The following is a 25862-nucleotide window of genomic DNA, read 5'->3' as shown; positions in this document are numbered from 1 at the left end:
CGGACACCTTGCAGCGGGGCGCCAGACGTATGGCAAAGACTACGCAGGGCGGAATGGTAGAGATTTATTCGCATATGTAAATAGTAATTATTACCATATGCAGTGAATTTGTATTCGCTCCTGTCTTTATGGCCTGTTCTGGTCCCTGGCTCAAAAGCGGGCACTTCGGTCAAAGCACTGCGGGCCTGTTGAGGGACCAACGGGGCGGCAGCGGCTGAACGGTTGCCTGATCAGCATGGTCTACCCTGCAGCACCTATGGGTTGTCTCTCTCAGCAGGAGGTTAACGATGAGCAAGAAAATTCTGGTGGTACTGACCAGTGTCGAAAAATACCCCGACCTCGATCGCGCCACAGGGTTGTGGCTGGGCGAGGCAGTGCATTTTGTGCACAAGGTCGAGGCCGCGGGGTATGCCGTTGACTATGTCAGTCCGCAGGGCGGTTACACGCCGATCGATCCCCACAGTCTGGCCAAGGACATGGCGTCGCAGATTGACTGGGAGTGGTATCACGACAAGGGCTTCATGAATCGCCTCGGGGCAACGCTCAAGCCGGACCAGGTCAACCCGGATGATTACGTCGCCATTTATTACACCGGCGGCCACGGGGTGATCTGGGACTATCCGGACAACCCGCAGTTGCAGGCGTTGAGTCGCCATATCTATGAGCGGGGCGGGGTGGTTTCGTCGGTTTGTCACGGTGCAGTGGGGCTGCTCAATATCCGACTGTCTGACGGCGAGTTGCTGATCAAGGGCAAAAAGCTCACCGGTTTTTCCAATGAAGAAGAGAAACTGGCAGGCCTGGCTGACGTTGTGCCGTATCTGACCGAGAGTGAGTTGATGAAGCGTGGCGCTCAGTATCTGAAGGCCGGCACGCCCTGGGCACCCTTTGCCATTGCCGACGGGCGGCTGATTACCGGGCAAAATCCTGCGTCCGGCGGTCCGGTGGCAGATCTGGTGCTGGCCGCCATCAAGTAACCCCGGCCGCTGCCAAACCTTGCGGTTGAGATAGCAGCCGTTTCAGACCGATGCCGGGCCGTCCGTCCGGCATCGCTTATCCGCCGCTCATGGCAACAATAAACTTTTGAATCCCAAGGATATTCTGTAGCCTTGTCGCGCTTCATTGCTTGTCCGTGCCTGATGACACACACATTCTCCCAGCGGGACTCGAAGGGTCCAGAGCTGGTGGTACACTCGACTTTCGCGCACTAGCGCTTGCAGGTCTTGCGAACATGACGCAAATTTCTGAACGACTTCTGGTTCAAGCCCACCTCGATGCCAGGCAGCCCAAGCCTTTGACCGAGGCTCAAGCACAGGGCCTGCGGGCACAGATCGCGGCTGAGCTTAAAGCCCGCGACGCGGTGTTGGTGGCGCATTTTTATTGTGATCCGGTCATTCAGGCCCTGGCCGAAGAAACCGGTGGTTGTGTGTCCGACTCCCTTGAGATGGCCCGTTTTGGTGCTGCCCATCCTGCCAAAACCATTCTGGTGGCCGGCGTGCGCTTTATGGGCGAGACAGCCAAAATCCTAACCCCGGAAAAACGCGTGCTGATGCCCACGCTGGAGGCGACCTGTTCGCTGGATCTGGGGTGCCCGGTTGAAGAGTTTTCGGCCTTTTGCGACAAGCATCCCGAGCGCACCGTGGTGGTTTATGCCAACACGTCGGCGGCAGTCAAGGCCCGGGCTGACTGGGTGGTGACCTCCAGCTGCGCACTGGAAATCGTCGAAAGCCTGATGGACAACGGCGAGACGATCATTTGGGGGCCGGACAAGCATCTCGGGCGTTACATTCAGCGCCAGACCGGAGCCGACATGTTGCTGTGGGACGGCGCTTGCATCGTCCACGAAGAGTTCAAGTCCAAGCAGCTGGAAGACATGAAGGCGCTGTATCCCGATGCGGCCATTCTGGTGCATCCGGAGTCACCGGAGTCGGTGATTGATCTGGCTGACGCGGTAGGTTCTACCAGCCAACTGATCGCGGCGGCGCAAAACCTGCCGAACAAAACCTTTATCGTGGCCACCGATCGCGGCATTTTTTACAAAATGCAGCAGCTGTGCCCGGACAAGGTGTTTATTGAAGCCCCTACCGCAGGTAACGGTGCCGCGTGCCGCAGTTGCGCTCACTGCCCGTGGATGGCGATGAACACCCTGGAGCGCACCCTTGAGTGCCTGCAGCAGGGGAGCAATGAGATCTTTGTCGATCCGGCGCTGGTGCCTCAGGCCATTCGTCCGCTTAAACGCATGCTGGATTTCACCCAGGCCGCGCGTTTGAAACTGGCGGGCAATGCCTGATAACGACTAAACAAACCGTAGGAGCGAGCTTGCTCGCGAGCTTTTCCCTATGTACCAACGAGGTGCTCGCGAGAATAGAGCTCGCGAGCAAGCTCGCTGCTACAGGGGTGGGGCGGGTTAGTTCATCATGTCCTTGAGCGCACGTTCCTGATCCATCAGCTCGCGCTTGCGGGCATCCAGGCGCGATGACAGCTGGAAGTTGTTGGTGAGCTTTTGTGCGAAATCCAGCTGTTGTATGGCCTGGCGGAAATCACCGACCAGAGCGAAATACTCGGCGCGGGCCTGATGCAGGCCAATGATGTTGCCCGATAACCCCCGGGTTTCGGCGACCGAGTACCACACATCCGGGTCATCCGGACGGCTCTTGAGCAATGCTTCCAGCGCCTTGTCGGCATCGGCCGGGCGGTTTTGCTTGAGCAACAGATCGACCCTGGCCTGATTGAGCGGGTAGTTGCCCGGATACAGGGTGCGCATTCGATCGACCCGTTGCTGGGCTTCCGCCAGGCGGTTGCTGTCGGTGTCCAGCTCAATCTGCGCCAGGTTGTATGTGATGTCGTTTGGTGCCTTGTCCAGCAGCGGCTTGAGGTTTTCTCGCGCTTCGTTGAACTGGCTGCCCTTGATCTGGGCTATTGCCAGGCCATAACGCGCCACATCGTTTTTCGGGTTTTCATCCAGTTGCTGGCGAAAGCGCTTGGCGGCAATACCCGGTGTTTCTTCGTAGTTGAGCTGCACGCGGGCGCGAATCAGCTGGTAGCGCAAACTGTCTTCGGTGCCACCGACCCTTGCCTGTTCGGCGCGGTTACGGGTGTCGGCGATACGCGACTCGGTCACCGGGTGAGTCAGCAGGAATTCCGGCGGTTTGGCGTCAAAGCGGTACTGGCGCATCAGGCGTTCAAACATGGTCGGCATCGAGCGCGGGTCGTAGCCGGCTTTTTCCAGATTGAGGATGCCGATGCGGTCGGCCTCTTGTTCATTTTGTCGCGAGAAGCGGCGCTGTTCCTGTAACGCGGCAGCCTGGCTGCCGGCAATGGCGGCGATCCCGGCATCGCCTGCACCAGAGGCCGCGACGATGATCCCTGCGAGCAAGGCCGCCATCATCGGCAGCTGCATGCGCTGCTGGGCTTCTACGCCCCGGGCGAAGTGGCGTTGCGACAAGTGAGCCAGTTCGTGAGCCATCACCGAGGCATATTCACCTTCGGTTTGCGCGTTGAGGAACAGGCCGCCATTGACGCCGATGATCCCCCCGGGCGCGGCAAAGGCGTTGAGCTGCGGGCTGTCGATCAGAATGAATTCCAGACGCCGGTCTTGTACCTGGCTGGTTTCGACCAGTTTGTAGACGCTGGTTTCGACGTAGTCCTTGAGCTGCGGATCGTTGAGTTGCGCCACCTGGCCGCGCAGCATGCTCAGCCAGGCGCGACCCAGTTGGTATTCTTGTTGGGGGGAGACGATGGACGAACTGGCGTCACCCAGAGACGGTAAATCGTCGGCAAAACTCGGTGATGCGAGCAGGCAAGCGAGCGTCAATAGGGTCGGGCGCAGAAAAGTCATGCACAAAGCTCTGGTCGGTAAAGCGCTTACTGTAGCCGCACACGTGTCTGGCGACCAGTAGCGGGTCCGCTTGGGGTATTCTAACCGGCCGCAAAATGCCGACTCTGAAGGAGCACGTAATGACTGATGCGTTGGCGCATGATGCGCTGGTGGATGCCAGTGGCCTGAACTGCCCGTTGCCTCTGCTCAAGGCCAAGCTGGAGCTTAATCGCCTGGTCAGTGGTCAGACCCTCAAAGTGATCGCCACGGACGCCGGTTCGCAGCGAGATTTTCGGACCTTTGCACGTTTGGCAGGCCATGAACTGCTGCGTGAAGAGAATGATGCCGGCACCTATTGCTACTGGTTACGCAAGGCCTGAGATGCGGGCCTTCTTCTAAGGAATATCGATGTTCAAAGTGTTGCGTGATTGGGTTCAGCGCTATTTCTCTGATGAAGAGGCGGTGGTGCTGGCGGTGTTGCTGGTGCTGGCCTTTACCGCCGTGCTGACCTTGGGCGGCATGCTGGCGCCGGTACTGGCAGGCATGGTGCTGGCGTACCTGATGCAGGGGCTGGTGGTGGCTCTGGAGCGGCTGCGGGTGCCGGCTGCCGCAGCGGTCGGCCTGGTATTTGCGCTGTTCATGGGGCTACTGCTGGTGTTTATCGTAGTGGTGCTGCCGTTGCTCTGGCATCAGTTGATCACGCTGTTCAACGAGCTGCCGGGCATGCTGGCCAAGTGGCAGTCACTGTTGTTGCTGTTGCCGGAGCGCTATCCCCATCTGGTGTCGGATGAGCAAGTGCTGCAGGCCATTGAAGTCGCCCGCGGTGAAATCGGCAAATTCGGGCAGCTGGCACTGACCTTTTCCCTGTCCAGTTTGCCGTTGTTGGTCAACATCATGATCTATCTGGTGCTGGTGCCGATTCTGGTGTTCTTCTTCCTTAAAGACCGGGCGCTGATCGGCCGTTGGGTGCGTGGTTATTTGCCTCGTGAGCGGGCGTTGATTACCCGTGTCGCACAAGAAATGAACCGCCAGATTGCCAATTACATTCGCGGCAAAGTCATCGAGATCATTATTTGCGGCGGTGTGACCTACATCGCATTTGTCACCATGGGCCTGAACTACGCGGCGCTGCTGGCGCTGTTGGTGGGCGTTTCGGTGGTGGTGCCGTATGTGGGGGCAGTGGTGGTGACGGTTCCGGTGCTGCTGATTGCGCTGTTTCAGTGGGGCTGGAGTGACCAGTTCATCTATCTGATGGCGGTCTACGGCATCATTCAGACCCTGGATGGCAATGTGCTGGTGCCCTTGCTGTTCTCCGAGGCAGTGAGCTTGCACCCGGTGGCAATCATTTGCGCGGTGCTGTTGTTTGGCGGGTTGTGGGGGTTCTGGGGGGTGTTCTTCGCGATACCGCTGGCGACCCTGTTCAAGGCCGTACTGGATGCCTGGCCGCGGGAGCAGCAAATCGTCGCGCCACTGCTTTAGAGCTTTTATCCCGCACATAAAAAAGCCCCGGCTCACAAGAGCCGGGGCTTTTTCGTTACTGCATCAGCTTACGCTTGAATAACCGGGATATTGGCAGTGGCTGCCGCTTCACGGAATTCGGCGATCTGATCAAAGCTCAGGTAGCGGTACACGTCCGCCGCCATGGTGTTGATCTCTGCCGCGTAGACCATGTATTCCTCTACGGTAGGCAGGCGACCCAGGATCGAGGCTACCGACGCCAACTCGGCCGAAGCCAGGTAAACGTTCGCGCCGTCGCCCAGACGGTTCGGGAAGTTACGGGTCGAAGTCGATACCACGGTGGAGTTCGGTTCAACCCGTGCCTGGTTACCCATGCACAGCGAGCAACCTGGCATTTCCATGCGCGCGCCGGCTTTGCCGAAGATGCCGTAGTAGCCTTCTTCGGTCAGCTGGTGAGCGTCCATCTTGGTCGGCGGCGACAGCCACAGACGGGTTGGCAGCTGACCCTTGACCTTGTCCAGCAACTTGCCCGCAGCGCGGAAGTGGCCGATGTTGGTCATGCACGAACCGATGAACACTTCGTCGATTTTCTCGCCGGCAACGCTGGACAACAGGCGTGCATCATCCGGGTCGTTTGGCGCGCAGAGCACAGGCTCCTTGATATCAGCCAGATCGATTTCGATGACTTCAGCGTATTCGGCGTCAGCATCGGCTTCCATCAGCTCAGGGTTGGCAACCCAGGCTTCCATCGCTTGAGCACGACGCTCAAGGGTACGGGCGTCGCCGTAACCTTCACCGATCATCCAGCGCAGCAGGGTGATGTTGGAGTTCAGGTATTCGGTGATGGATTCTTTGGACAGCTTGATGGTGCAGCCAGCAGCCGAACGTTCTGCCGAGGCGTCGGACAGTTCGAACGCTTGCTCGATGCTCAGGTTGTCCAGGCCTTCGATTTCCAGGATGCGACCGGAGAATTCGTTGACCTTGCCTTTTTTCTCTACCGTCAGCAGACCCTTCTGGATAGCGACGTAAGGAATGGCATGAACCAGGTCGCGCAGGGTGATGCCTGGCTGCATTTCGCCTTTGAAGCGAACCAGAATCGATTCCGGCATATCCAGTGGCATTACGCCAGTGGCTGCGGCAAAGGCCACCAGGCCGGAACCGGCCGGGAACGAAATGCCCATCGGGAAACGGGTGTGGGAGTCGCCGCCAGTGCCGACGGTATCCGGCAGCAGCATACGGTTCAGCCAGCTGTGGATGATGCCGTCGCCCGGACGCAGGGAAACACCGCCGCGGGTCATCATGAAGTCTGGCAGGGTGTGGTGCGTGGTCACGTCGATCGGCTTTGGATAGGCCGCGGTGTGGCAGAACGACTGCATGACCAGATCGGCCGAGAAGCCCAGGCACGCCAGGTCTTTCAGTTCGTCACGGGTCATTGGACCGGTGGTGTCCTGAGAACCTACGGTGGTCATCTTCGGTTCGCAGTAAGTGCCCGGGCGAACGCCGGTCACGCCGCAAGCCTTGCCGACCATTTTTTGCGCCAGGGTGAAACCCTTGGTGCTTTCAACAGGCGCTTCCGGCTTTTTGAACAGGTCGGATGGACCCAGACCCAGTTCGGCGCGGGCCTTCTCGGTCAGGCCACGGCCGATGATCAACGGGATACGGCCGCCAGCGCGAACTTCGTCCAGCAGAACCGGGGTCTTCATTTCGAAGGTGGTGATGACTTCGTCGGTACCGTGTTTGCAAACCTTGCCGGCGTGCGGGTACAGGTCGATCACGTCGCCCATGTTGATGTTGCTGACATCGAATTCGATTGGCAGTGCGCCAGCATCTTCCATGGTGTTGTAGAAGATCGGAGCGATTTTGCTGCCGAAGCAGAAACCACCGGCACGCTTGTTCGGCACGTAAGGGACGTCGTCGCCGAAGAACCAGAGTACGGAGTTGGTTGCCGATTTACGCGAAGAACCGGTACCGACTACGTCGCCGACGTAAGCGATAGGGAAGCCGGCGTTACGCATTTCTTCAATTTGCTTCATCGGACCGATGGAGCCCTGCACGTCCGGCACGATGCCGTCGCGAGCCATTTTCAGCATGGCCAGGGCGTGCAGCGGGATATCAGGGCGTGACCAGGCGTCCGGTGCCGGCGACAGGTCGTCGGTGTTGGTTTCGCCGGTGACCTTGAATACGCGCAGGCTGATTTTGTCAGCCAGGGTAGGGCGGTTCTTGAACCACTCGCCGTCAGCCCAGGACTGCACCACGGCTTTGGCGTGGACATTGCCGTTTTTGGCTTTTTCAGCGACGTCGTGGAAGGCGTCAAACATCAGCAGGGTGTGCTTGAGTTGCTCGGCGGCAACCGGTGCCAGCTCTGCATCGTCCAGCATCTCGACCAGAGTCACGATGTTGTAGCCGCCTTGCATGGTGCCGAGCAGTTCAACAGCGCGTTTTTTGTCGATCAGCGGGGAAGTCGCTTCACCTTTGGCGATGGCGGACAGGAAGCCGGCCTTCACGTAGGCGGCTTCGTCAACACCAGGTGGAATACGGTTGGTGATCAGGTCGACGAGGAATGCTTCTTCGCCTGCAGGCGGGTTTTTCAGCAGCTCGACCAGGCCTGCGGTTTGTTCGGCGTTAAGCGGCTGGGGAACGATACCCAGGGCTGCACGCTCTTCGATATGTTTGCGGTAGGCTTCAAGCACAGTTATTACCCTCATCATTGGTCCCAAATGGGTGTCCGGGACGCTCATCCAGGAATGCCGAGCACCCATGCGCTGCGGGGCTTTTTGAGCCGCTTAGCCAGAGTTCAAGGATTCCCAACAGAAGCTGTTTTCAAAGTTTTACGCCTTCCGAACGGGGAGGGTGATGAATGTTGATGCGGGCATTTGCAGTGCAAACACCCCACACCAACACCGTTCTTCGGGATCAACTGTGCTCGTGACGCTTTGAAAACAGCTTCTAACGGACATTGGCGCCTTAAAAGGCAGGCCGATTCTACGGTAAAAAATTGTTAAAGGTAAGTTAGCCCCTGAAGGTTGAGGGGTGATCTGCGTTAGACAAAGGGCTAACATGTGCACCTGTTTCGCTCTGCAGTGCTCTATTTCGCCATGTCCAATCAAACCATCAAGACTCCCTGCATCGGCCTTTGCTCTACGGTTTACGGCGACCTTGTGTGCCGCGGTTGCAAGCGTTTCCATCACGAAGTGATCAACTGGAACGGCTATGACGAACAGGCCAAACGTGCGGTCTGGCTACGCCTTGAGCAACTGTTGGTGCAGGTGATGACGGGCAAGGTGGAGGTTTTCGACCCGGCTGCGTTGCGCGCTCAGCTGGTGGCCCGCAAGATCCGTTTTGTGCCGCATCAGTCGGAATATTGCTGGGCCTACCAGTTGATTGCCCGGGGGGCGCGGGTGATCAATCAGCTGGAGATGTACGGCATGGTGCTGTTGCCGGAGTTTCGCGACTGGGGTCTGCCCGAGTTGCGCGACGCCATTGATCGGGAATTCTTCCTGCTTTCCGAAGCGCACTACGAGCGCTATATCGCGCCCGGCTTTCTCAAGGATGCGATCTTGTAGGTGCTGGCCTGCCAGCGATGCAGCCATCGCCGGCAGGCTCCTGCAGTGGTGAGGTTGTAGCCATGAGGATCAGGCCTTGGCCGCTTTTTGCTCCAGGTGCTGGATGATGTCATCGGGCTTGAGCACCAGAATGTCGCATTCAAGCTTGTCGATCACCACTTCTGCGGTATTGCCGATCAGCGCCCCGGACAGTCCGGTACGGGCTACGGTGCCGATGACTGTTACCACGGCATCCAGCTTTTTGGCGACCTGTTGAATGATGATGTCCGCCGGCCCTTCATTGATGTGCAGGCGACTGTCGTCGATTTCGTACTGGTTCTGGAACTCTTTGCAGGCCGCTCTGTAGCTGGCTTCGTACTGGGTGTCCACGGGGTAGACCGCATCGACTGCTGCCAGCATGGGTGCTGGATGGGCGCTGACCACGTGCAGCTGGCCGTGGGCGAGGCTGGCGACACGAAAACCCTGGTCGATAATGGTTTTGTGCAAAACCATGTGTTCGTCATCGCTGCAGCCCACATCCACTGCCGCCAGCACCACGCCGCCGCTCCAGCTTCTGGCGTGTTTGACCATCAATACCGGGCACGGGCAATCGCGCAGTAATTTCCAGTCTTCCGGCGTGAGCAGCAGTTTTTTCAGCATGGAATCGGGAGCGTGCTGCTTGATCACCAGCGCACAGCCCCTGGCTTGCTGCTCCTTGATGATGGTGGTGTGCTGGTTTTCGTACCAGGTCTGGTTGCTCGTTACGCTGTAAGCCTCGCTCGCCAGGCTGCTTTGCAGCACGCTGAGCAAGGCTGAATGGTCATTTTCCTTATCGCAAATCAACAGGTGCAAGTGCGCCTTGGTGCTGTTGGCGATCTCCTTGGCACGCTTGAGGGAGAGGCTTTCCATCAATTGGGGTTCGATGACGACCAAAAGGCTGCGTATGGTTTGCATGACCGGTAGCTCCAAATGTTTTCAGGCGATTTGAAGTCACTATAGTTGCTCGTCAGTTGTAGCCGTGTTGATACATATCAAGTCGTGCGGCTGGTGCTGCGACGCGGGGCCCGTATAATCAGCGGCCCTCGCCTCAATCCAGTCTTTGTGAGCCACATGTCAGCGATTTTTCAAAACACTGCCGGTCTGCTGTGCACCCCCCCATGTTCGGGAGCGCGCCCGTGATTCTTCCAGAAATTCATGAGTTTTTGGGCTGTCGTACCCCTGACGGCTGGATTGCGGCTGCCCTGGCGGATCAGGAAACCTTGCTGATCGACCACAAGAATTGCGAGTTCAAGGCAGCCAGCACCGCGTTGAGCCTGATCGCCAAGTACCATTCCCACGTCGATCTGATCAACATGATGTCGCGTCTGGCCCGTGAAGAACTGGTTCACCACGAGCAAGTCATGCGCCTGATGAAAAAGCGCAAGATCGAACTGCGTCAGCTGTCGGCCGGGCGCTATGCCTCAGGGCTGCGCAAGGTAGTGCGCAATCACGAACCGGTGAAGCTGGTGGATACCCTGGTGGTGGGGGCCTTTATCGAAGCGCGCAGCTGTGAGCGATTCGAAGCCCTGGTGCCGCATCTGGATGAAGAGCTCGGCAAGTTCTACTTCGGTCTGCTCAAAAGCGAAGCGCGACACTTCCAGGGCTACTTGAAGCTCGCCTATCAATACGGCGATGCCAAGGATATTGCCCAGGTCATCGAACGGGTGCGGGCGGCCGAGCAGGAACTGATCGAGTCGCCGGATGTTGAGTTCCGTTTCCATAGCGGCGTGCCAGCCCAGGCATAAGCCTCCTCCCTGCGTCAGCGGCTACGCACATTCAGACAGGCAAATAGATAGCCGGCTAATAGTCGGCTTGACATTAGCTGCCTAGGCAGTAATATTTAGAAACATTACTGCCTGGGCAGCTTCCTGATGAAGCATTTCCATCCCGATACTTTTCAAAATTGCACCCTGGGTTTGCTCCTGGGGCGTACTGCCATGCTCAAAGACCGCATCATTGACCGTCACATGGAGCCTTTCGGCATCACTGCGGCGCAGTTCAAAGTGCTGATCATCATGGCCCAGTTCGACGTCGATACCCCGGCCGAACTCTGCCGCCACCTGTCACTGGACAGCGGCTCGATGACTCGCATGCTTGATCGGCTGGAGCAAAAAAACCTGCTTATACGCCAGCGCTCCGAGGCTGACCGACGTCAGGTGCGACTGGTACTCACCGATGACGGGCAAGCACTGGCGGCCTTGCTACCGCAGGTTGGCGCCGATGCCATGAACCAGTTGGCGGCTGCTATCAGCCCGCAAGAGTTGCAGAGCCTGGAACAGATCCTCAAAAAAATACTGCTGGCGGCCGGTGATCCGATCACTGTCATGCGCTTGGGTGAAAAATGAGCAACAAAACGCTACGTACAGGCCTGAACCTGGTATTTGTCTGCATGGCGTTGGCCGGTTGCGCCAGCTATAGCGGCCTGGGCACCGAGGGTGCCAGCCTTGAAGCCAAAAGCCTCAAGGCAGCGCAGACGCTCAAGGGTGTCAGCGTCACGCCTGCCGCCTGGCCGCAAAAGGACTGGTGGAAACGCCTGGGCGACGGGCAGCTCGACGGCCTGATTCAGGAAGCATTGCGCGACAGCCCTGATATGCAGATTGCCAGTGCCCGGGCTCACCAGGCGAGCGCAGCGGCCGGTGCAGCCAATGCCGCACGCATGCCGACCCTGGATGCCGAGGCGGACGTTACGCGTTCGCGCCTGGCGCGTTCCCAGGATCCGAGCGGTCGCGGCGGTGTTTATGACACGGTTCGCGACGTCAATCTGACGTTCAATTACACCTTCGATCTGTGGGGCGGTCAGCGTGATGCCTGGGAGGCCGCTCTGGGCGAAGCCCGTGCCGCCGAGGTCGACGGCCAGGCCGCGAGCCTGACTCTGGCTGCTGATGTGGCGCGGGCTTACAGCAGCCTGGGGCATGCCTACAGCGTGCGTGATCTGGCCAATGACGATCTGGCGCGTACTCGCCAAATGCTCGACTTGAGCAAGCGGCGCCTGCAAGCCGGGATTGACAGTCACTATCAATACCAGCAAACCGAAAGCCTTGAAGCCAGCTCCCAGGAGCAGGTAATCAATGCCGAAAAACAACTCAAAAGCGCCCGTATTGCGTTGGCGGTGTTGTTGGGCAAGGGGCCTGACCGGGGCATCGAGATTGCCCGGCCGAAGATTCTGGCACCCGGTGCCGTGGCGTTGCCTAGCACTTTGCCCGCCGAGCTGCTGGGTCGTCGTCCCGATCTGGTCGCTGCCCGCTGGCGGGTAGAGGCTGCCAGCAAGAACATTGCCGCCGCCAAAACGCGTTTTTATCCCAACCTCAATTTGACTGCGGCGGCGGGTACCCAGTCGTTGCTGGGGGATGCGCTGTTCGGCTCGGCCAGCCGCTTCTTCAATATTGCACCTGCGGTTTCGCTGCCGATCTTTGATGGCGGGCGCCTGCGTGCCGGTCTGGATGCTGAAGACGCCAACTACGATCTGGCCGTGGCGCAGTACAACAAGACCCTGGTGGCGGCACTCGGTGATGTCAGCGATACCCTGGAGCAGCTAAAAGCCATGGGGCTGCAAATCGGCGCGCAGCAGCGTGCGGCGGATATTGCTCAAGAGTCCTACAACACCGGGTTGCAGCGCTATGAATCGGGCGTGGGCAATTACCTTGATGTCCTCAGCATTGAGCAACAACTGCTTCAGGCCCAGCGCCAGCTGGCGGACCTGAATGCTGAGCAGATCGATCTTTCGATTCAACTGATGCAAGCCCTGGGCGGTGGCTTTGAGCCCGGCAACACGGCTGCGGCCGTTCCCACTCAAGCCTCGCTGGCAGAATAAATTTAGGTACTCGTCATGGCCACTGTGCAAACACCGAATGAAACGCAACAAAACCAGGACGCTGGCAATCAGCGCAAACGCAAGCTCTGGCTCGGCGGGCTGGCGATTCTGGTGATCCTGGTCGCGTTGGGCGTCTGGGCCTGGCATGAGCTCTATGGTCGCTGGAGTGAGAGCACGGACGACGCCTATGTAAACGGCAATGTGGTGGAGATCACCCCGCTGGTCACCGGAACGGTGGTGAGTATTGGCGCCGATGATGGCGATCTGGTTCATGAGGGGCAGGTGCTGCTCAACTTCGACCCAAGCGATGCACTGGTTGGCCTGCAGAGTGCCGAGGCCAACCTGGCCCGCACCGTGCGTCAGGTCCGCGGCCTGTTCAGTGATGTGAACGGCATGAAGGCCCAGGTCTCGGCGCAAAAAGTCGAGGTGCAAAAAGCTCAGGACAATTACAACCGCCGTAAAAGCCTGGCCGCAGGCGGGGCGATTTCCCAGGAAGAACTGTCCCACGCCCGGGATGATCTGGCCTCTGCCCAAAGTGCCTTGCGCAATGCCGAGCAGAAGCTCGATACCACCAGTGCACTGGTGGATAACACCACGATTGCCGATCATCCCGATGTGAAGGCTGCAGCAGCGCAGTTGCGTCAGGCCTACCTGGCGAATGCCCGCTCCACGTTGATTGCTCCAGTGACCGGTTATGTGGCCAAACGTACGGTTCAGCTGGGGCAGCGGGTTCAGCCGGGTACTGCCTTGATGGCCGTCATTCCGCTGAATCAGTTGTGGATCGATGCCAACTTCAAGGAAACCCAGTTGCACAAGATGCGCATCGGGCAGCCGGTGGACATCGAGTCGGACATCTATGGCAGTGACGTCAAGTACAGCGGCAGCATCGACAGTATCGGTGCCGGTACCGGCAGCGCATTCGCCCTCTTGCCGGCGCAAAACGCCACCGGCAACTGGATCAAGATCGTGCAGCGGGTGCCGGTGCGTATTCATATCAATGCCCAGGAGCTGGAAAAGCATCCACTGCGGGTCGGCTTGTCGACCACGGTCGATGTGAACCTGCGTGACCAGAGTGGCCCGGTGCTGGCCCAGCAGCCGCCGCAAAAAGCGTCGTTCACCACCAATGTGTACGAGCAGCAGCTGGCGGACGCCGAAGCCATGATTACGCGCTTGATTGACAGCAACAGCGCCTTGACGGGCAACACTGCGGCTCAACGCTGATTCGCCAATCCATAAGCTCTGCCGCACGGGCAGGGCTGCAGCCCGAGTTTTAAAGGATTTGCGATGAGTACAAACGCGTCTTTTTCCCCGCCCAGCTTGGTGCTTGCCACCATTGGCCTGTCGCTGGCGACCTTTATGCAGGTGCTCGATACCACCATCGCCAACGTGGCGTTGCCCACTATCTCCGGCAACCTGGGGGTGAGTTCGGAGCAGGGTACGTGGGTAATTACTTCATTTGCCGTAAGTAACGCTATTGCCTTGCCGTTGACTGGCTGGCTGAGCCGGCGCTTTGGTGAGGTGAAGCTGTTTCTGTGGGCCACGGTTCTGTTCGTGCTGGCTTCGTTCCTGTGCGGTATTTCAACCTCGATGCCTGAACTGGTGGGCTTTCGGGTGTTGCAAGGCCTGGTCGCCGGCCCCTTGTATCCCATGACCCAGACCCTGCTGATTGCGGTGTATCCGCCTGCGAAACGGGGGATGGCATTGGCATTGCTGGCGATGGTCACGGTGGTTGCGCCCATTGCGGGCCCCATATTGGGTGGCTGGATCACGGACAGTTACAGTTGGCCGTGGATCTTCTTCATTAATATCCCGATCGGCTTCTTTGCCGTGATGGTGGTTCGCCAGCAACTCAAGGCGCGTCCGGTGGTGATTACCCGTCAGCCGATGGACTATGTGGGTCTTATAACTCTGATCATTGGCGTTGGTGCGCTGCAGATAGTGCTCGACAAGGGCAATGATCTGGACTGGTTCGAATCCAATTTCATTCTTATGGGCACTGCATTGTCAGTGGTGGCGCTGGCGGCTTTTATCATTTGGGAAATGACCGACAAGCACCCCATCGTAAATTTGCGTTTATTTGCTTATCGCAACTTTCGTATCGGTACCATCGTGCTGGTATTGGGCTATGCAGGCTTCTTCGGCATCAACCTGATTTTGCCGCAATGGCTGCAGACGCAGATGGGCTATACCGCGACCTGGGCCGGTCTGGCCGTGGCGCCGATCGGTATCTTGCCGGTACTGATGTCGCCGTTTGTGGGCAAGTACGCGCATAAATTCGATTTGCGCCTGTTGGCGGGGCTGGCCTTTTTGGCCATTGGCCTGAGCTGCTTTATGCGGGCCGATTTCACCAGCCAGGTGGACTTCCAGCATGTGGCACTGGTGCAGCTGTTTATGGGGATAGGTGTGGCGCTGTTCTTTATGCCGACCTTGAGCATTTTGATGTCGGATTTACCGCCACATCAGATCGCCGATGGCGCCGGGCTGGCGACGTTCCTGCGAACGCTGGGGGGGAGTTTTGCGGCATCCCTGACCACCTGGATCTGGATTCGTCGTGCGGATCAGCACCATGCCTACATGAGTGAAAGCATGAGTACCTATGACCCCATCACCCGGCACGCGCTGGAGAATCTCGGCGGGGCGAGCACCAGGGCTTACGCCCAGCTGGATCAAGTCCTGACCAGTCAGGCCTATATGCTCTCGACTGTGGACTACTTCACGTTGATGGGCTGGATGTTCATGGGGCTGATCTTGCTGGTGTGGCTGGCCAAACCGCCGTTTGCCGCGAAGGCGGGGCCGGAGGCGAGCGGACATTAATGCGGTAAAAGCCGCAGGGCTGTGGGAGCCGGCTTGCCGGCGATAATATCGCCGGGGTCTGGCTGATGCCGGGTGATGCCATCGCTGGCAAGCCGGCTCCCACCATCCTACTGTTGGCTGTGTTGCAGTAAGGGCGGGGTGGCGAAATCAAACGGCGCCAGTTGCATGCCTTGCTCATCCACCTGCAGTGCCCAGCCCTGTTTGTCCCAGTCGCCGAGCACAATGCGTTTGGCGGCATGTTCGCCGATCTGCAGCTTGTGAATGGCCGGGCGGTGAGTGTGGCCATGAATCAGCGTGCGTACGCCATGCCGGGCCATGATCAGCGGTACTTCTTCGGGGGTCACATCAACGATGTCGTTGGCTTTCATGCGGGTCTGGGCGCGGCTTTCGCTGCGTAACTTGCGCGCCAGTTTTTGCCGGGTGCCCAGTGGCAGGTGGCGTAAAATCCACATGATTACGGGGTTGCGCAGGTAGCGCCGCAGGCGCATGTAGGATTCGTCGCGGGTGCACAGGCTGTCGCCGTGCATCAGCAAGACCGGTTCGCCGTAGAAATCTACAACGCTGGGGTCTTTGATCAGGGTGCAGCCAGCCGCTTTACAAAAGGCCTGGCCAAGCAAAAAGTCGCGATTGCCGTGCATCAGAAAAATCTGCGTGCCGCTATCGCTCAGTGTTCGCAGCGCTTCACAGATAGAGCGCTGGTAGGGCGTCATTGCATCGTCGCCTATCCAGGCTTCGAAAAAATCACCCAGGATGTACAGCGCCTGAGCCGAGCGCGCACGCCCGGTCAGGAAATCCAGAAACGCCCGGGTTATGTCCGGGCGCTCCTCTTCCAGATGCAAATCTGAAATCAGCAGTATCACTCAATGATCTCTGCTTTCTCGACAATCACGTCTTCAGCCGGCACGTCTTGATGGCCCGCTTTGGAAGTGGTTTTGACACCTTTGATCTTGTCGACCACGTCCTGACCTTCAACCACTTTACCGAACACTGCATAGCCCCAGCCTTGAGCGGTAGGTGCGGTGTGGTTGAGGAAGCTGTTGTCAGCCACGTTGATGAAGAACTGGGCGGAAGCCGAATGCGGCTCCATGGTGCGAGCCATGGCCACGGTGTACTTCTCGTTCGGCAGACCGTTGTCCGCTTCGTTCTTGATGCTTGGACGCTTGTCTTTCTTTTCTTTCATGCCAGGTTCGAAACCGCCGCCCTGAACCATGAAGTTACCGATTACACGGTGAAACACAGTGTTTTCGTAGTGACCGGCTTTTACGTACTCGATGAAGTTGGCGACGGTGATCGGCGCCTTTTCAGCGTTCAGCTCAATCACGATGTCGCCGTGGTTGGTAGTCAGTTTTACTTTGGACATGATCTCTATCGCTCTATCAGATGAATTCGGTGAGCTTTTTGGTCCGGCCAATTGGCTCGGAGACTAAAAGCTGGCTGGGTAGATACAGCCGCGCGGCGCAGTTTAGCGTGCCCGCACGGCATTTCGATGCTGTTTTTGCGATATGGGGGCTAAAAGGCGCTATTTCAAATGCGTTGATTGAGCGCCTGCTCTGTCAGGGACTTGACAGCATCGGCTATGATAGGCGCTTTGATTTAGTCGGCCGACCCAGGCCGCGCACCTGTTACGTTCAAGGATCCTATGAGCAAGCCCACTGTCGACCCTACTTTGAATCCTAAGGCTGGCCCTGCTGTACCGGCTAATTTCCTGCGTCCCATCGTGCAGGCGGACCTTGACTCGGGTAAATGCAAACAGATCGTGACCCGCTTCCCGCCTGAGCCCAACGGCTACCTGCACATCGGTCACGCCAAGTCCATTTGCGTGAACTTTGGGCTGGCTCAGGAATTTGGCGGCGTCACCCATTTGCGTTTTGACGACACCAACCCGGCCAAAGAAGACCAGGAATACATTGATGCGATCGAAAGTGACGTCAAGTGGCTGGGCTTTGAGTGGTCGGGTGAAGTGCGCTTTGCCTCGCAATATTTCGATCAGTTGCATGAGTGGGCGGTTTACCTGATCAAGGAAGGTAAGGCCTATGTCTGCGACCTGACACCTGAACAGGCCAAGGAATACCGTGGCAGCTTGACCGAGCCTGGCAAAAACAGCCCGTTTCGTGAGCGTAGCGTCGAAGAAAACATCGACCTGTTCGCCCGCATGAAGGCTGGCGAGTTCGAAGACGGCAAGCGTGTGTTGCGGGCCAAGATCGACATGGCTTCACCGAACATGAACCTGCGCGATCCGATCCTGTATCGCATTCGTCATGCCCATCACCATCAGACCGGTGACAAGTGGTGCATTTATCCGAACTATGACTTCACCCATGGTCAGTCGGATGCGATCGAAGGCATTACCCATTCGATCTGCACCCTGGAGTTCGAAGGTCATCGCCCTCTGTACGAATGGTTCCTCGACAACCTGCCGGTGCCGAGCAAGCCGCGTCAGTACGAGTTCTCGCGCCTGAACCTGAACTACACCATCACCAGCAAGCGCAAGCTCAAGCAATTGGTTGATGAAAAGCACGTTCATGGCTGGGATGACCCGCGCATGTCGACCCTCTCGGGTTTCCGTCGTCGTGGTTACACGCCCAAATCAATCCGCAACTTCTGCGACATGGTTGGCACCAACCGCTCCGATGGCGTGGTTGACTTCGGCATGCTGGAGTTCAGCATTCGTGACGATCTGGACCACAGCGCTCCGCGCGCGATGTGTGTGCTGCGTCCATTGAAAGTCATCATCACCAACTACCCGCAAGGCCAGGTCGAAAACCTGGAGCTGCCTCGCCACCCTAAAGAAGACATGGGTGTACGAGTGTTGCCATTCGCCCGTGAGATCTACATCGATCGTGACGACTTTATGGAAGAGCCGCCAAAAGGTTACAAGCGCCTTGAGCCTGCCGGTGAAGTGCGCCTGCGCGGCAGCTATGTGATTCGAGCTGACGAAGCGATTAAAGACGCCGATGGCAACATCGTTGAACTGCATTGCTCGTACGATCCCGAAACGCTGGGCAAGAACCCTGAAGGCCGCAAGGTCAAAGGTGTTGTGCATTGGGTGCCGGCTGCTGCCAGCGTCGAATGCGAAGTGCGTCTGTACGATCGTCTGTTCCGCTCGCCGAACCCTGAAAAGGCTGAGGATGGTGCGGGCTTCCTGGAAAACATCAACCCGGATTCGCTGCAGGTTCTTACGGGTTGTCGTGCTGAGCCGTCGCTGGGCAACGCACAGCCGGAAGACCGTTTCCAGTTCGAGCGCGAAGGTTACTTCTGCGCAGATATCAAGGACTCGAAACCTGGCCAGCCGGTATTCAACCGTACTGTGACCTTGCGTGATTCCTGGGGTCAGTGATCAAGTTTTGAGGGAGCCATCGTGCTAACGATTTACAACACGCTCACCAAGAGCAAAGAAGTTTTCAAGCCGCTGGACGGCAACAATGTGCGCATGTACGTGTGCGGCATGACCGTGTACGACTATTGCCATCTGGGTCACGGCCGCAGCATGGTGGCTTTTGACCTGGTAACACGCTGGTTGCGTTTTAGCGGTTACGATTTGACCTATGTGCGCAACATCACCGACATCGAAGACAAGATCATCAACCGTGCCCGTGAAAACGGCGAAGCGTTTGAGGTGCTCACCGCGCGCATGATCGCTGCAATGCATGAAGACGAAGCGCGACTCAATATCCGCAAGCCGGACATGGAGCCGCGTGCCACGGATTATATCCCCGGCATGCACGCGATGATCCAGACCCTGATCGACAAGGGTTATGCCTACGCCCCGGGCAACGGCGACGTGTATTACCGTGTCGCCAAGTTCATGGGCTACGGCAAGCTGTCGCGCAAGAAGATCGAAGATCTGCGTATCGGTGCACGTATTGAAGTCGACGAAGCCAAGGACGATCCGCTGGATTTCGTGCTGTGGAAGGGCGTCAAGCCGGGCGAGCCGAGCTGGGAGTCGCCGTGGGGTGCAGGTCGTCCGGGCTGGCACATCGAGTGCTCGGTGATGTCGACCTGCTGCCTGGGCGAGACCTTTGATATTCATGGTGGCGGCAGCGACCTTGAGTTTCCGCACCATGAGAACGAAATCGCCCAAAGTGAGGCGGCGACGGGTAAAACCTACGCCAATGCCTGGATGCATTGCGGGATGATTCGCATCAATGGCGAGAAGATGTCCAAATCCTTGAACAACTTCTTCACCATTCGCGACGTTCTGGAGAAATATCACCCGGAAGTGGTGCGTTACTTGTTGGTGTCCAGCCACTACCGCAGCTCGATCAATTACTCCGAAGATAACCTCAAGGACGCGAAAGCGGCTCTTGAGCGCTTTTATCACGCCCTCAAGGGGCTGCCAAAAGTGGCGCCGGCCGGTGGTGAAGCGTTCGTTGAGCGTTTTACCCAGGTGATGAACGATGACTTCGGTACTCCGGAAGCCTGCGCGGTGCTGTTCGAGATGGTTCGCGAGATCAACCGTTTGCGCGATACCGATTTGCAGGCTGCGGCTGGCCTGGCTGCGCGCTTGAAAGAATTGGCTGATGTGCTGGGTGTATTGCAGCTTGAGGCGGATGATTTCTTGCAGGCTGGCGCAGAAGGGCGGGTGGATGCGGTCCAGGTTGATGCCTTGATCGCGGCTCGTCTGGCGGCTCGTGCCGGTAAGGACTGGGCTGAATCGGACCGGATTCGTGATCAGCTCACCGCCATGGGTGTTGTGCTTGAAGACGGTAAAGGCGGTACGACCTGGCGCCTGGCTGACTAGGTTTATCGCTGTTTGAACGAAAGCCCGCCAAGTGCGGGCTTTTGTTTGTCCGGGTTTTGGCTGCACCAATAACAACGGCACCCGAAGGTGCCGTTGCTGGTATCGATGCCGGGGCTTATGCGTGCAGCGTTTCGGCGGCGTACAAAGTATTTTCCAGCAAGCAGGCGCGAGTCATCGGGCCAACGCCGCCAGGAACCGGTGTAATCCAGCCGGCGCGGGGCAGGGCGGTTTCGTAAATCACATCGCCTACCAGCTTGCCATCAGCCTGACGGTTGATGCCGACGTCGATCACGATCGCGCCTTCCTTGATCCATTCGCCTTTGACCAGGCCCGGCTTGCCGGCAGCCACGACCACCAGATCTGCACGGCCTACGTGGCCGGCCAGGTCCTTGGTGAAACGATGGGTAACCGTTACGGTGCAGCCGGCCAGCAACAGTTCCATGGCCATCGGGCGACCAACGATGTTGGAGGCGCCAACGATTACTGCGTCCATTCCGTAAAGGTCCTGGCCGGTGCTTTCCAGCAGGGTCATGATGCCTTTAGGGGTGCAGGGGCGCAGTAGCGGGATGCGCTGGGCCAGACGGCCGACGTTGTAGGGGTGGAAGCCGTCTACGTCCTTGTCCGGACGAATGCGCTCCAGCAACTTGGAGGCGTCCAGATGCTCGGGCAGTGGCAGCTGAAGCAGAATGCCGTCGATATCCGTGTCTTCATTAAGACGGTCAATCAGGTCGGTCAGTGCTTGCTGGCTGGTGTCCGAAGGCAGGTCATAGGCTTGTGAAAGAAAGCCTACCTCTTCGCAGTCTTTACGCTTGTGCGAAACATAAACCTGGGAGGCAGGATCGCTGCCGACCAGAATCACTGCCAGGCCGGGAGTGCGCAGGCCTTGCTCGTGACGCTCGGCGACACGTTTTGCAATCTGCTTGCGCAGGCTGGCGGCGATCGCTTTGCCGTCGATTAGTTGTGCAGTCATTACGCGTGATTAACCATCGTAAAGGGTGGAAAAAGGACGTGCATTCTCGCATGCCGTGACGTAAGGGCAAAGGCGCTTGGTCTGCTTATTCCCCTAACTCCTTTATATTTCTAAATTTTTTTCAAAAAAGAGTTGACGGCTTTCGGGGTCGCCTATAATATTCGTCGCACTTGTCGGGCACAGCCTAGCACTGGTTAAGAAGGTAGAGCGAAGTTGATGTCTGGCTTGGTGATACTGAAAGCACTTAGTTTGTAGTCGTCACAGAATACAGATTAACAAGGCGCCCGTAGCTCAGCTGGATAGAGCATCCGCCTTCTAAGCGGATGGTCGCAGGTTCGAGTCCTGCCGGGTGCGCCATTAGGCAGCTTTGGCACAAGTAGGGTTACAAAGGCAATATGGTGGGCGTAGCTCAGTTGGTAGAGCACGGGATTGTGACTCCCGTTGTCGAGGGTTCGATCCCCTTCGTCCACCCCATATTTAGAAAGGCGCCAGATTAATAGTCTGGCGTCTTTGCTTCAAAAGTTTGAATGCGGATGTGGTGGAATTGGTAGACACACTGGATTTAGGTTCCAGCGCCGCAAGGTGTGAGAGTTCGAGTCTCTCCGTCCGCACCAAATAAGGTTTGGCGATGCCTGAATCGGGTTCGCCAGGCTGATGAATAAAGCCGCCTAGAGCGGCTTTATTCTTTTACGAAGCTGCGCTTTGATGCGCATTCGTAGCGATGCAAATAGAGCTGTAAATGCAATATGGTGGGCGTAGCTCAGTTGGTAGAGCACGGGATTGTGACTCCCGTTGTCGAGGGTTCGATCCCCTTCGTCCACCCCATATTTAGAAAACGCCAGATTAATAATCTGGCGTTTTTTTTCGTTCCGGCTTTTTTGAAGGGGGCAGGCGGGCGGCATTGTGTTGCTGAATGATGCCTGTCTTGCGTCCGTGTGTCGGTGCGGGTGTTGCCATGCTCTTGCTTGATGCCTTCTTCTATATATAAGGAAGGAGGCTCTGAGTTGGGGCTATGTAAGCATTTTTGTGTATTCGGGTGTTTAAGCAGATCACTGCTTGCGCTTAATAATGTGCCTGCTGTTTCTGTGCGCGATTGCGGTAGGGTGACTTCTTGAGTTTGACCCACTAGAATGCATGCCCTTGATTATGGGGTCGGAAACGGCCGGCTAATGTCTGTGCAACGAGGAATATCCATGCAAGTTTCTGTTGAAAATACTTCCGCTCTTGAGCGTCGCATGACCATTGGCGTGCCATCTGAGCGTATTGAGGCTGAAGTCAACAAGCGTCTGCAGCAGACCGCCCAAAAGGCCAAAATCCCGGGCTTCCGTCCAGGCAAGGTGCCAATGAGCGTGATTCGTCAGCGTTACGAAGCTGATGCGCGTCAAGAAGCACTGGGCAACGTGATCCAGGCTTCGTTCTATGAAGCAGTGGTTGAGCAAAAGCTGAACCCGGCTGGCGCACCTTCGGTAGAGCCTAAAGTCTTCGAAAAAGGCAAGGATCTGGAATACGTTGCGACCTTCGAAGTATTCCCTGAATTCGAAGTTACCGGTCTGGACACCATCGCTATCGAGCGCCTGAGCGCCGAAGTGGCTGATGCCGACCTGGACAAAATGCTGGACGTGCTGCGCAAGCAGAACACCCGTTTTGAGCTGACTGAGCGTGCTGCTCAGAACGAAGATCAGTTGAACATTGATTTCGTTGGCAAGGTAGATGGTGAAGAGTTCGCTGGCGGTTCCGCCAAGGGTACTCAGCTGGTTCTGGGTTCGGGCCGTATGATTCCTGGCTTCGAAGAAGGCCTGGTAGGCGCTAAAGCTGGCGAAGAACGCGTTCTGAACCTGACTTTCCCTGCTGACTATCAGAACCTGGACCTGGCTGGCAAAGCCGCCGAGTTCACCGTTACTGTCAACACTGTTTCCGAGCCTAAGCTGCCAGAGCTGAACGAAGAGTTCTTCGCCCAGTTCGGTATCAAGGAAACAGGTCTGGAAGGTTTCCGCGCCGAAGTTCGCAAGAACATGGAGCGTGAGCTGCGTCAGGCGATCAAATCCAAGGTCAAGAATCAGGTAATGGACGGTCTGTTGGCTGCCAACCCGATCGAAGTGCCAAAATCGCTGCTGTCCAACGAAGTTGATCGTCTGCGCGTTCAGGCTGTTCAGCAATTCGGTGGCAACATCAAGCCTGACCAACTGCCGGCCGAGCTGTTCGAAGAACAAGCCAATCGCCGTGTGGTTCTGGGTCTGATCGTGGCTGAAGTGGTCAAGCAATTCGACCTCAAGCCTGACGAAGATCGTGTTCGCGAAATGATTCAGGAAATGGCTTCCGCTTACCAGGAGCCTGAGCAGGTTGTTGCTTGGTACTACAAAAATGACGCGCAATTGAACGAGGTTCGTTCGGTTGTGCTGGAAGAGCAAGTTGTGGATACTGTTCTGCAGAAGGCTAAGGTGACCGATAAAGCGGTCTCTTACGAAGAAGCAGTTAAGCCGGTGGAAGCTCCACAAGCCGACTGAATTCTGACTCGTTAGAAAACACAACCATAAGCCAGCCTCGAGCTGGCTTATGCGTATTCCAGACAAGACTATTTGGGAGTGACTGCCGGACATGTCCCGCAATTCTTATATTCAGCAGAACTCTGACATTCAGGCCGCTGGCGGCCTGGTCCCGATGGTTGTTGAGCAGTCTGCCCGTGGCGAGCGCTCCTACGACATCTATTCGCGCCTCCTCAAGGAGCGGATCATCTTCCTGGTAGGCCCTGTCGAAGACTACATGGCGAACCTGGTTGCTGCGCAGCTGCTTTTCCTTGAAGCCGAAAACCCGGACAAGGACATTCATCTCTACATCAACTCCCCGGGCGGCTCGGTAACAGCAGGGATGTCGATCTACGACACCATGCAGTTCATCAAGCCAGACGTGTCGACCATCTGTATCGGTCAGGCGTGCAGCATGGGTGCTTTCCTGTTGGCCGGCGGTGCTCCGGGCAAGCGTCATTGCCTGCCTAACTCGCGGATGATGATTCACCAGCCGTTGGGCGGTTTCCAGGGGCAGGCGTCGGATATCGACATCCATGCCAAGGAAATCCTCAACATTCGTCATCGTTTGAACTCGCTGTTGGCCCACCATACCGGTCAGTCGCTCGAAACCATCGAGCGTGACACCGAACGTGACAACTTCATGAGCGCTGAGCGTGCAACCGAATACGGTTTGATCGACTCTGTGTTCAGCAAGCGTCAAATGCCCGCTTAAGTAGTACAAATGAAGGCGGTTGGATTAACTGACCTCCTGCGGGCTTGAAAAAGCCCGCAGTTGCCTTCATCTTGTGTTGCAAGCCTATCGGATTTGGATCGATCGAATGACTGACACCCGCAACGGCGAGGACAACGGCAAATTGCTCTATTGCTCCTTCTGTGGCAAAAGCCAGCATGAAGTGCGCAAATTGATTGCCGGCCCCTCGGTCTTTATCTGCGACGAATGCGTCGACCTGTGCAATGACATCATCCGCGAGGAGGTGCAGGAAGCCCAGGCCGAGAGCAGTGCGCATAAATTACCTTCGCCAAAAGAAATCAGCGGCATCCTTGATCAATACGTCATTGGTCAGGAACGTGCCAAAAAGGTTTTGGCCGTAGCGGTATACAACCACTACAAGCGCCTTAACCAGCGTGACAAGAAAAATGACGACGTCGAACTCGGCAAGAGCAACATTCTGCTGATCGGACCTACTGGCTCGGGTAAAACCTTGCTGGCCGAAACCCTGGCTCGTCTGCTGAATGTACCTTTCACTATTGCTGATGCAACCACGCTGACTGAGGCGGGTTACGTAGGCGAAGATGTGGAAAACATCATTCAGAAGCTGCTGCAGAAGTGCGACTACGACGTAGAAAAAGCCCAGATGGGTATCGTCTATATCGATGAAATCGACAAGATTTCGCGCAAATCTGACAACCCGTCCATCACCCGTGATGTTTCCGGTGAAGGCGTGCAGCAGGCTTTGCTCAAACTGATCGAAGGCACTGTGGCTTCCGTACCGCCTCAGGGTGGTCGCAAGCATCCGCAGCAGGAATTCTTGCAGGTTGATACCCGTAACATCCTGTTTATCTGTGGCGGTGCGTTCTCGGGCCTGGAGAAGGTTGTTCAGGCACGCTCTACTCGCGGCGGCATCGGCTTCAGTGCCGAAGTACGCAGCAAGGAAGAGGGCAAGAAGGTTGGCGAGTCCCTGCGTGAAGTAGAACCTGATGATTTGGTCAAGTTCGGTCTGATCCCGGAGTTTGTTGGCCGTCTACCTGTTCTGGCGACACTGGATGAGCTGGATGAAGCTGCATTGATGCAGATTCTGACCGAGCCGAAGAATGCGCTGACCAAGCAGTATGGAAAGTTGTTCGAGATGGAGGGTGTTGATCTCGAATTCCGTGCTGATGCCTTGAAAGCCGTGGCCAAGCGTGCGCTTGAGCGCAAGACTGGTGCGCGTGGTTTGCGTTCGATTCTGGAGAGCGTTCTGCTCGACACCATGTTTGAAATCCCCTCGCAGTCCGAGGTGAGTAAAGTGGTGATCGACGAAAGCGTTATAGAAGGTAAGTCCAAGCCGTTGTTGATTTATGAAAACAACGAAGCGACTGCCAAGGTTGCACCTGACGCGTAAGTGTATTGCTGCGTATTACACATTGCGTGTTAAAGAAGGGGCCTTC

At 57.1% G+C, this 25862-nt stretch carries 21 protein-coding genes and 4 tRNA genes; 19 read left to right on the top strand and 6 right to left on the bottom strand.

Annotated features, from left to right (window positions below; genetic code table 11):
- Positions 1-287 precede the first annotated feature (287 nt).
- Together B195_RS16255 and nadA are read left to right on the top strand one after the other, a co-directional pair.
- Positions 288-974, top strand: coding sequence for a type 1 glutamine amidotransferase domain-containing protein (locus B195_RS16255; RefSeq protein ID WP_003441320.1), 687 nt, complete (start codon positions 288-290; stop codon positions 972-974).
- Positions 975-1228: 254 nt separating this feature from the next.
- Complete coding sequence (nadA, locus tag B195_RS16250) at positions 1229-2287, top strand: quinolinate synthase NadA (RefSeq protein WP_003441323.1); 1059 nt, start codon at positions 1229-1231, stop codon at positions 2285-2287.
- A gap of 117 nt (positions 2288-2404) precedes the next feature.
- Here nadA and B195_RS16245 read toward each other — a convergent pair whose 3' ends face one another.
- Positions 2405-3835 (bottom strand): M48 family metalloprotease, encoded by a 1431-nt coding sequence (locus B195_RS16245; protein WP_003441326.1) that lies wholly within the window; start codon positions 3833-3835, stop codon positions 2405-2407.
- A 119-nt stretch (positions 3836-3954) separates the two neighbouring features.
- On the opposite strand from B195_RS16245, the gene B195_RS16240 reads away from it, so the two are divergent.
- Positions 3955-4194: a sulfurtransferase TusA family protein gene (locus B195_RS16240; RefSeq protein ID WP_003441329.1), complete on the top strand. Its 240-nt coding sequence runs from the start codon at positions 3955-3957 to the stop codon at positions 4192-4194.
- Positions 4195-4222: 28 nt separating this feature from the next.
- Positions 4223-5293 (top strand): AI-2E family transporter, encoded by a 1071-nt coding sequence (locus B195_RS16235; protein WP_003441333.1) that lies wholly within the window; start codon positions 4223-4225, stop codon positions 5291-5293.
- A gap of 68 nt (positions 5294-5361) precedes the next feature.
- On the opposite strand, the gene acnB is transcribed toward B195_RS16235, so the two are convergent.
- Positions 5362-7962, bottom strand: coding sequence for a bifunctional aconitate hydratase 2/2-methylisocitrate dehydratase (gene acnB, locus B195_RS16230; RefSeq protein ID WP_003441336.1), 2601 nt, complete (start codon positions 7960-7962; stop codon positions 5362-5364).
- 405 nt (positions 7963-8367) lie between these two features.
- On the opposite strand from acnB, the gene B195_RS16225 reads away from it, so the two are divergent.
- Complete coding sequence (locus B195_RS16225; protein ID WP_003441338.1) at positions 8368-8835, top strand: DUF1289 domain-containing protein; 468 nt, start codon at positions 8368-8370, stop codon at positions 8833-8835.
- Between the two features lie 69 nt (positions 8836-8904).
- Here B195_RS16225 and B195_RS16220 read toward each other — a convergent pair whose 3' ends face one another.
- Positions 8905-9768 carry a universal stress protein gene (locus tag B195_RS16220; RefSeq protein ID WP_003441340.1) on the bottom strand — a complete coding sequence of 288 codons (864 nt, stop codon included), beginning with the start codon at positions 9766-9768 and terminating at the stop codon, positions 8905-8907.
- A 221-nt stretch (positions 9769-9989) separates the two neighbouring features.
- Between B195_RS16220 and B195_RS16215 the strand changes: the two genes are divergently transcribed.
- From B195_RS16215 to B195_RS16195, 5 genes are all read left to right on the top strand, one after another.
- On the top strand, positions 9990-10598 hold the full coding sequence (locus B195_RS16215) for a tRNA-(ms[2]io[6]A)-hydroxylase (RefSeq protein ID WP_003441343.1): 609 nt from the start codon (positions 9990-9992) through the stop codon (positions 10596-10598).
- Between the two features lie 126 nt (positions 10599-10724).
- On the top strand, positions 10725-11198 hold the full coding sequence (locus tag B195_RS16210; RefSeq protein ID WP_003441345.1) for a MarR family winged helix-turn-helix transcriptional regulator: 474 nt from the start codon (positions 10725-10727) through the stop codon (positions 11196-11198).
- Positions 11195-12664 (top strand): efflux transporter outer membrane subunit, encoded by a 1470-nt coding sequence (locus B195_RS16205; protein WP_003441346.1) that lies wholly within the window; start codon positions 11195-11197, stop codon positions 12662-12664. The genes B195_RS16210 and B195_RS16205 overlap by 4 nt, the downstream gene beginning before the upstream one ends.
- A 15-nt stretch (positions 12665-12679) precedes the next feature.
- Positions 12680-13885 (top strand): HlyD family efflux transporter periplasmic adaptor subunit, encoded by a 1206-nt coding sequence (locus tag B195_RS16200; RefSeq protein WP_003441348.1) that lies wholly within the window; start codon positions 12680-12682, stop codon positions 13883-13885.
- A gap of 63 nt (positions 13886-13948) precedes the next feature.
- Positions 13949-15478, top strand: a complete 1530-nt coding sequence (locus B195_RS16195) for a DHA2 family efflux MFS transporter permease subunit (RefSeq protein ID WP_003441350.1) — start codon at positions 13949-13951, stop codon at positions 15476-15478.
- A 107-nt stretch (positions 15479-15585) separates the two neighbouring features.
- Here B195_RS16195 and lpxH read toward each other — a convergent pair whose 3' ends face one another.
- Positions 15586-16338: a UDP-2,3-diacylglucosamine diphosphatase gene (lpxH, locus tag B195_RS16190; protein ID WP_003441352.1), complete on the bottom strand. Its 753-nt coding sequence runs from the start codon at positions 16336-16338 to the stop codon at positions 15586-15588.
- Positions 16335-16838, bottom strand: coding sequence for a peptidylprolyl isomerase (locus B195_RS16185; protein WP_003441354.1), 504 nt, complete (start codon positions 16836-16838; stop codon positions 16335-16337). Before B195_RS16185 ends, lpxH begins: the two co-directional genes overlap by 4 nt.
- A 279-nt stretch (positions 16839-17117) precedes the next feature.
- Between B195_RS16185 and B195_RS16180 the strand changes: the two genes are divergently transcribed.
- Both B195_RS16180 and cysS read left to right on the top strand, forming a co-directional pair.
- Positions 17118-18815, top strand: coding sequence for a glutamine--tRNA ligase/YqeY domain fusion protein (locus tag B195_RS16180; protein WP_003441356.1), 1698 nt, complete (start codon positions 17118-17120; stop codon positions 18813-18815).
- 21 nt (positions 18816-18836) lie between these two features.
- On the top strand, positions 18837-20219 hold the full coding sequence (gene cysS, locus B195_RS16175) for a cysteine--tRNA ligase (protein ID WP_003441358.1): 1383 nt from the start codon (positions 18837-18839) through the stop codon (positions 20217-20219).
- Between the two features lie 115 nt (positions 20220-20334).
- Here cysS and folD read toward each other — a convergent pair whose 3' ends face one another.
- Entirely contained in the window at positions 20335-21189 is an 855-nt protein-coding gene (gene folD, locus B195_RS16170) for a bifunctional methylenetetrahydrofolate dehydrogenase/methenyltetrahydrofolate cyclohydrolase FolD (RefSeq protein ID WP_003441360.1), read from the bottom strand.
- A 280-nt stretch (positions 21190-21469) separates the two neighbouring features.
- On the opposite strand from folD, the gene B195_RS16165 reads away from it, so the two are divergent.
- The 7 genes from B195_RS16165 (at position 21470) to clpX (ending at position 25816) form a co-directional block, all read left to right on the top strand.
- Positions 21470-21546, top strand: a tRNA-Arg gene (locus B195_RS16165).
- 41 nt (positions 21547-21587) lie between these two features.
- A tRNA-His gene (locus tag B195_RS16160) sits at positions 21588-21663 on the top strand.
- A 55-nt stretch (positions 21664-21718) separates the two neighbouring features.
- Positions 21719-21803: transfer RNA gene (locus tag B195_RS16155), tRNA-Leu, on the top strand.
- 135 nt (positions 21804-21938) lie between these two features.
- A tRNA-His gene (locus B195_RS16150) sits at positions 21939-22014 on the top strand.
- Between the two features lie 368 nt (positions 22015-22382).
- Complete coding sequence (tig, locus tag B195_RS16145; protein WP_003441361.1) at positions 22383-23693, top strand: trigger factor; 1311 nt, start codon at positions 22383-22385, stop codon at positions 23691-23693.
- Between the two features lie 91 nt (positions 23694-23784).
- Complete coding sequence (gene clpP / locus B195_RS16140) at positions 23785-24426, top strand: ATP-dependent Clp endopeptidase proteolytic subunit ClpP (protein ID WP_003441363.1); 642 nt, start codon at positions 23785-23787, stop codon at positions 24424-24426.
- Positions 24427-24532: 106 nt separating this feature from the next.
- Positions 24533-25816, top strand: coding sequence for an ATP-dependent Clp protease ATP-binding subunit ClpX (clpX, locus tag B195_RS16135; RefSeq protein WP_003441365.1), 1284 nt, complete (start codon positions 24533-24535; stop codon positions 25814-25816).
- The last annotated feature ends 46 nt before the right edge of the window (positions 25817-25862 follow it).

It is taken from the genome of Pseudomonas sp. Lz4W (assembly GCF_000346225.2).
GTDB classification, from domain to species: Bacteria; Pseudomonadota; Gammaproteobacteria; order Pseudomonadales; family Pseudomonadaceae; genus Aquipseudomonas; species Aquipseudomonas paraversuta.
Note: the sequence above shows the minus strand (reverse complement) of the source record. Positions and strands in the feature narration are given on the sequence as shown.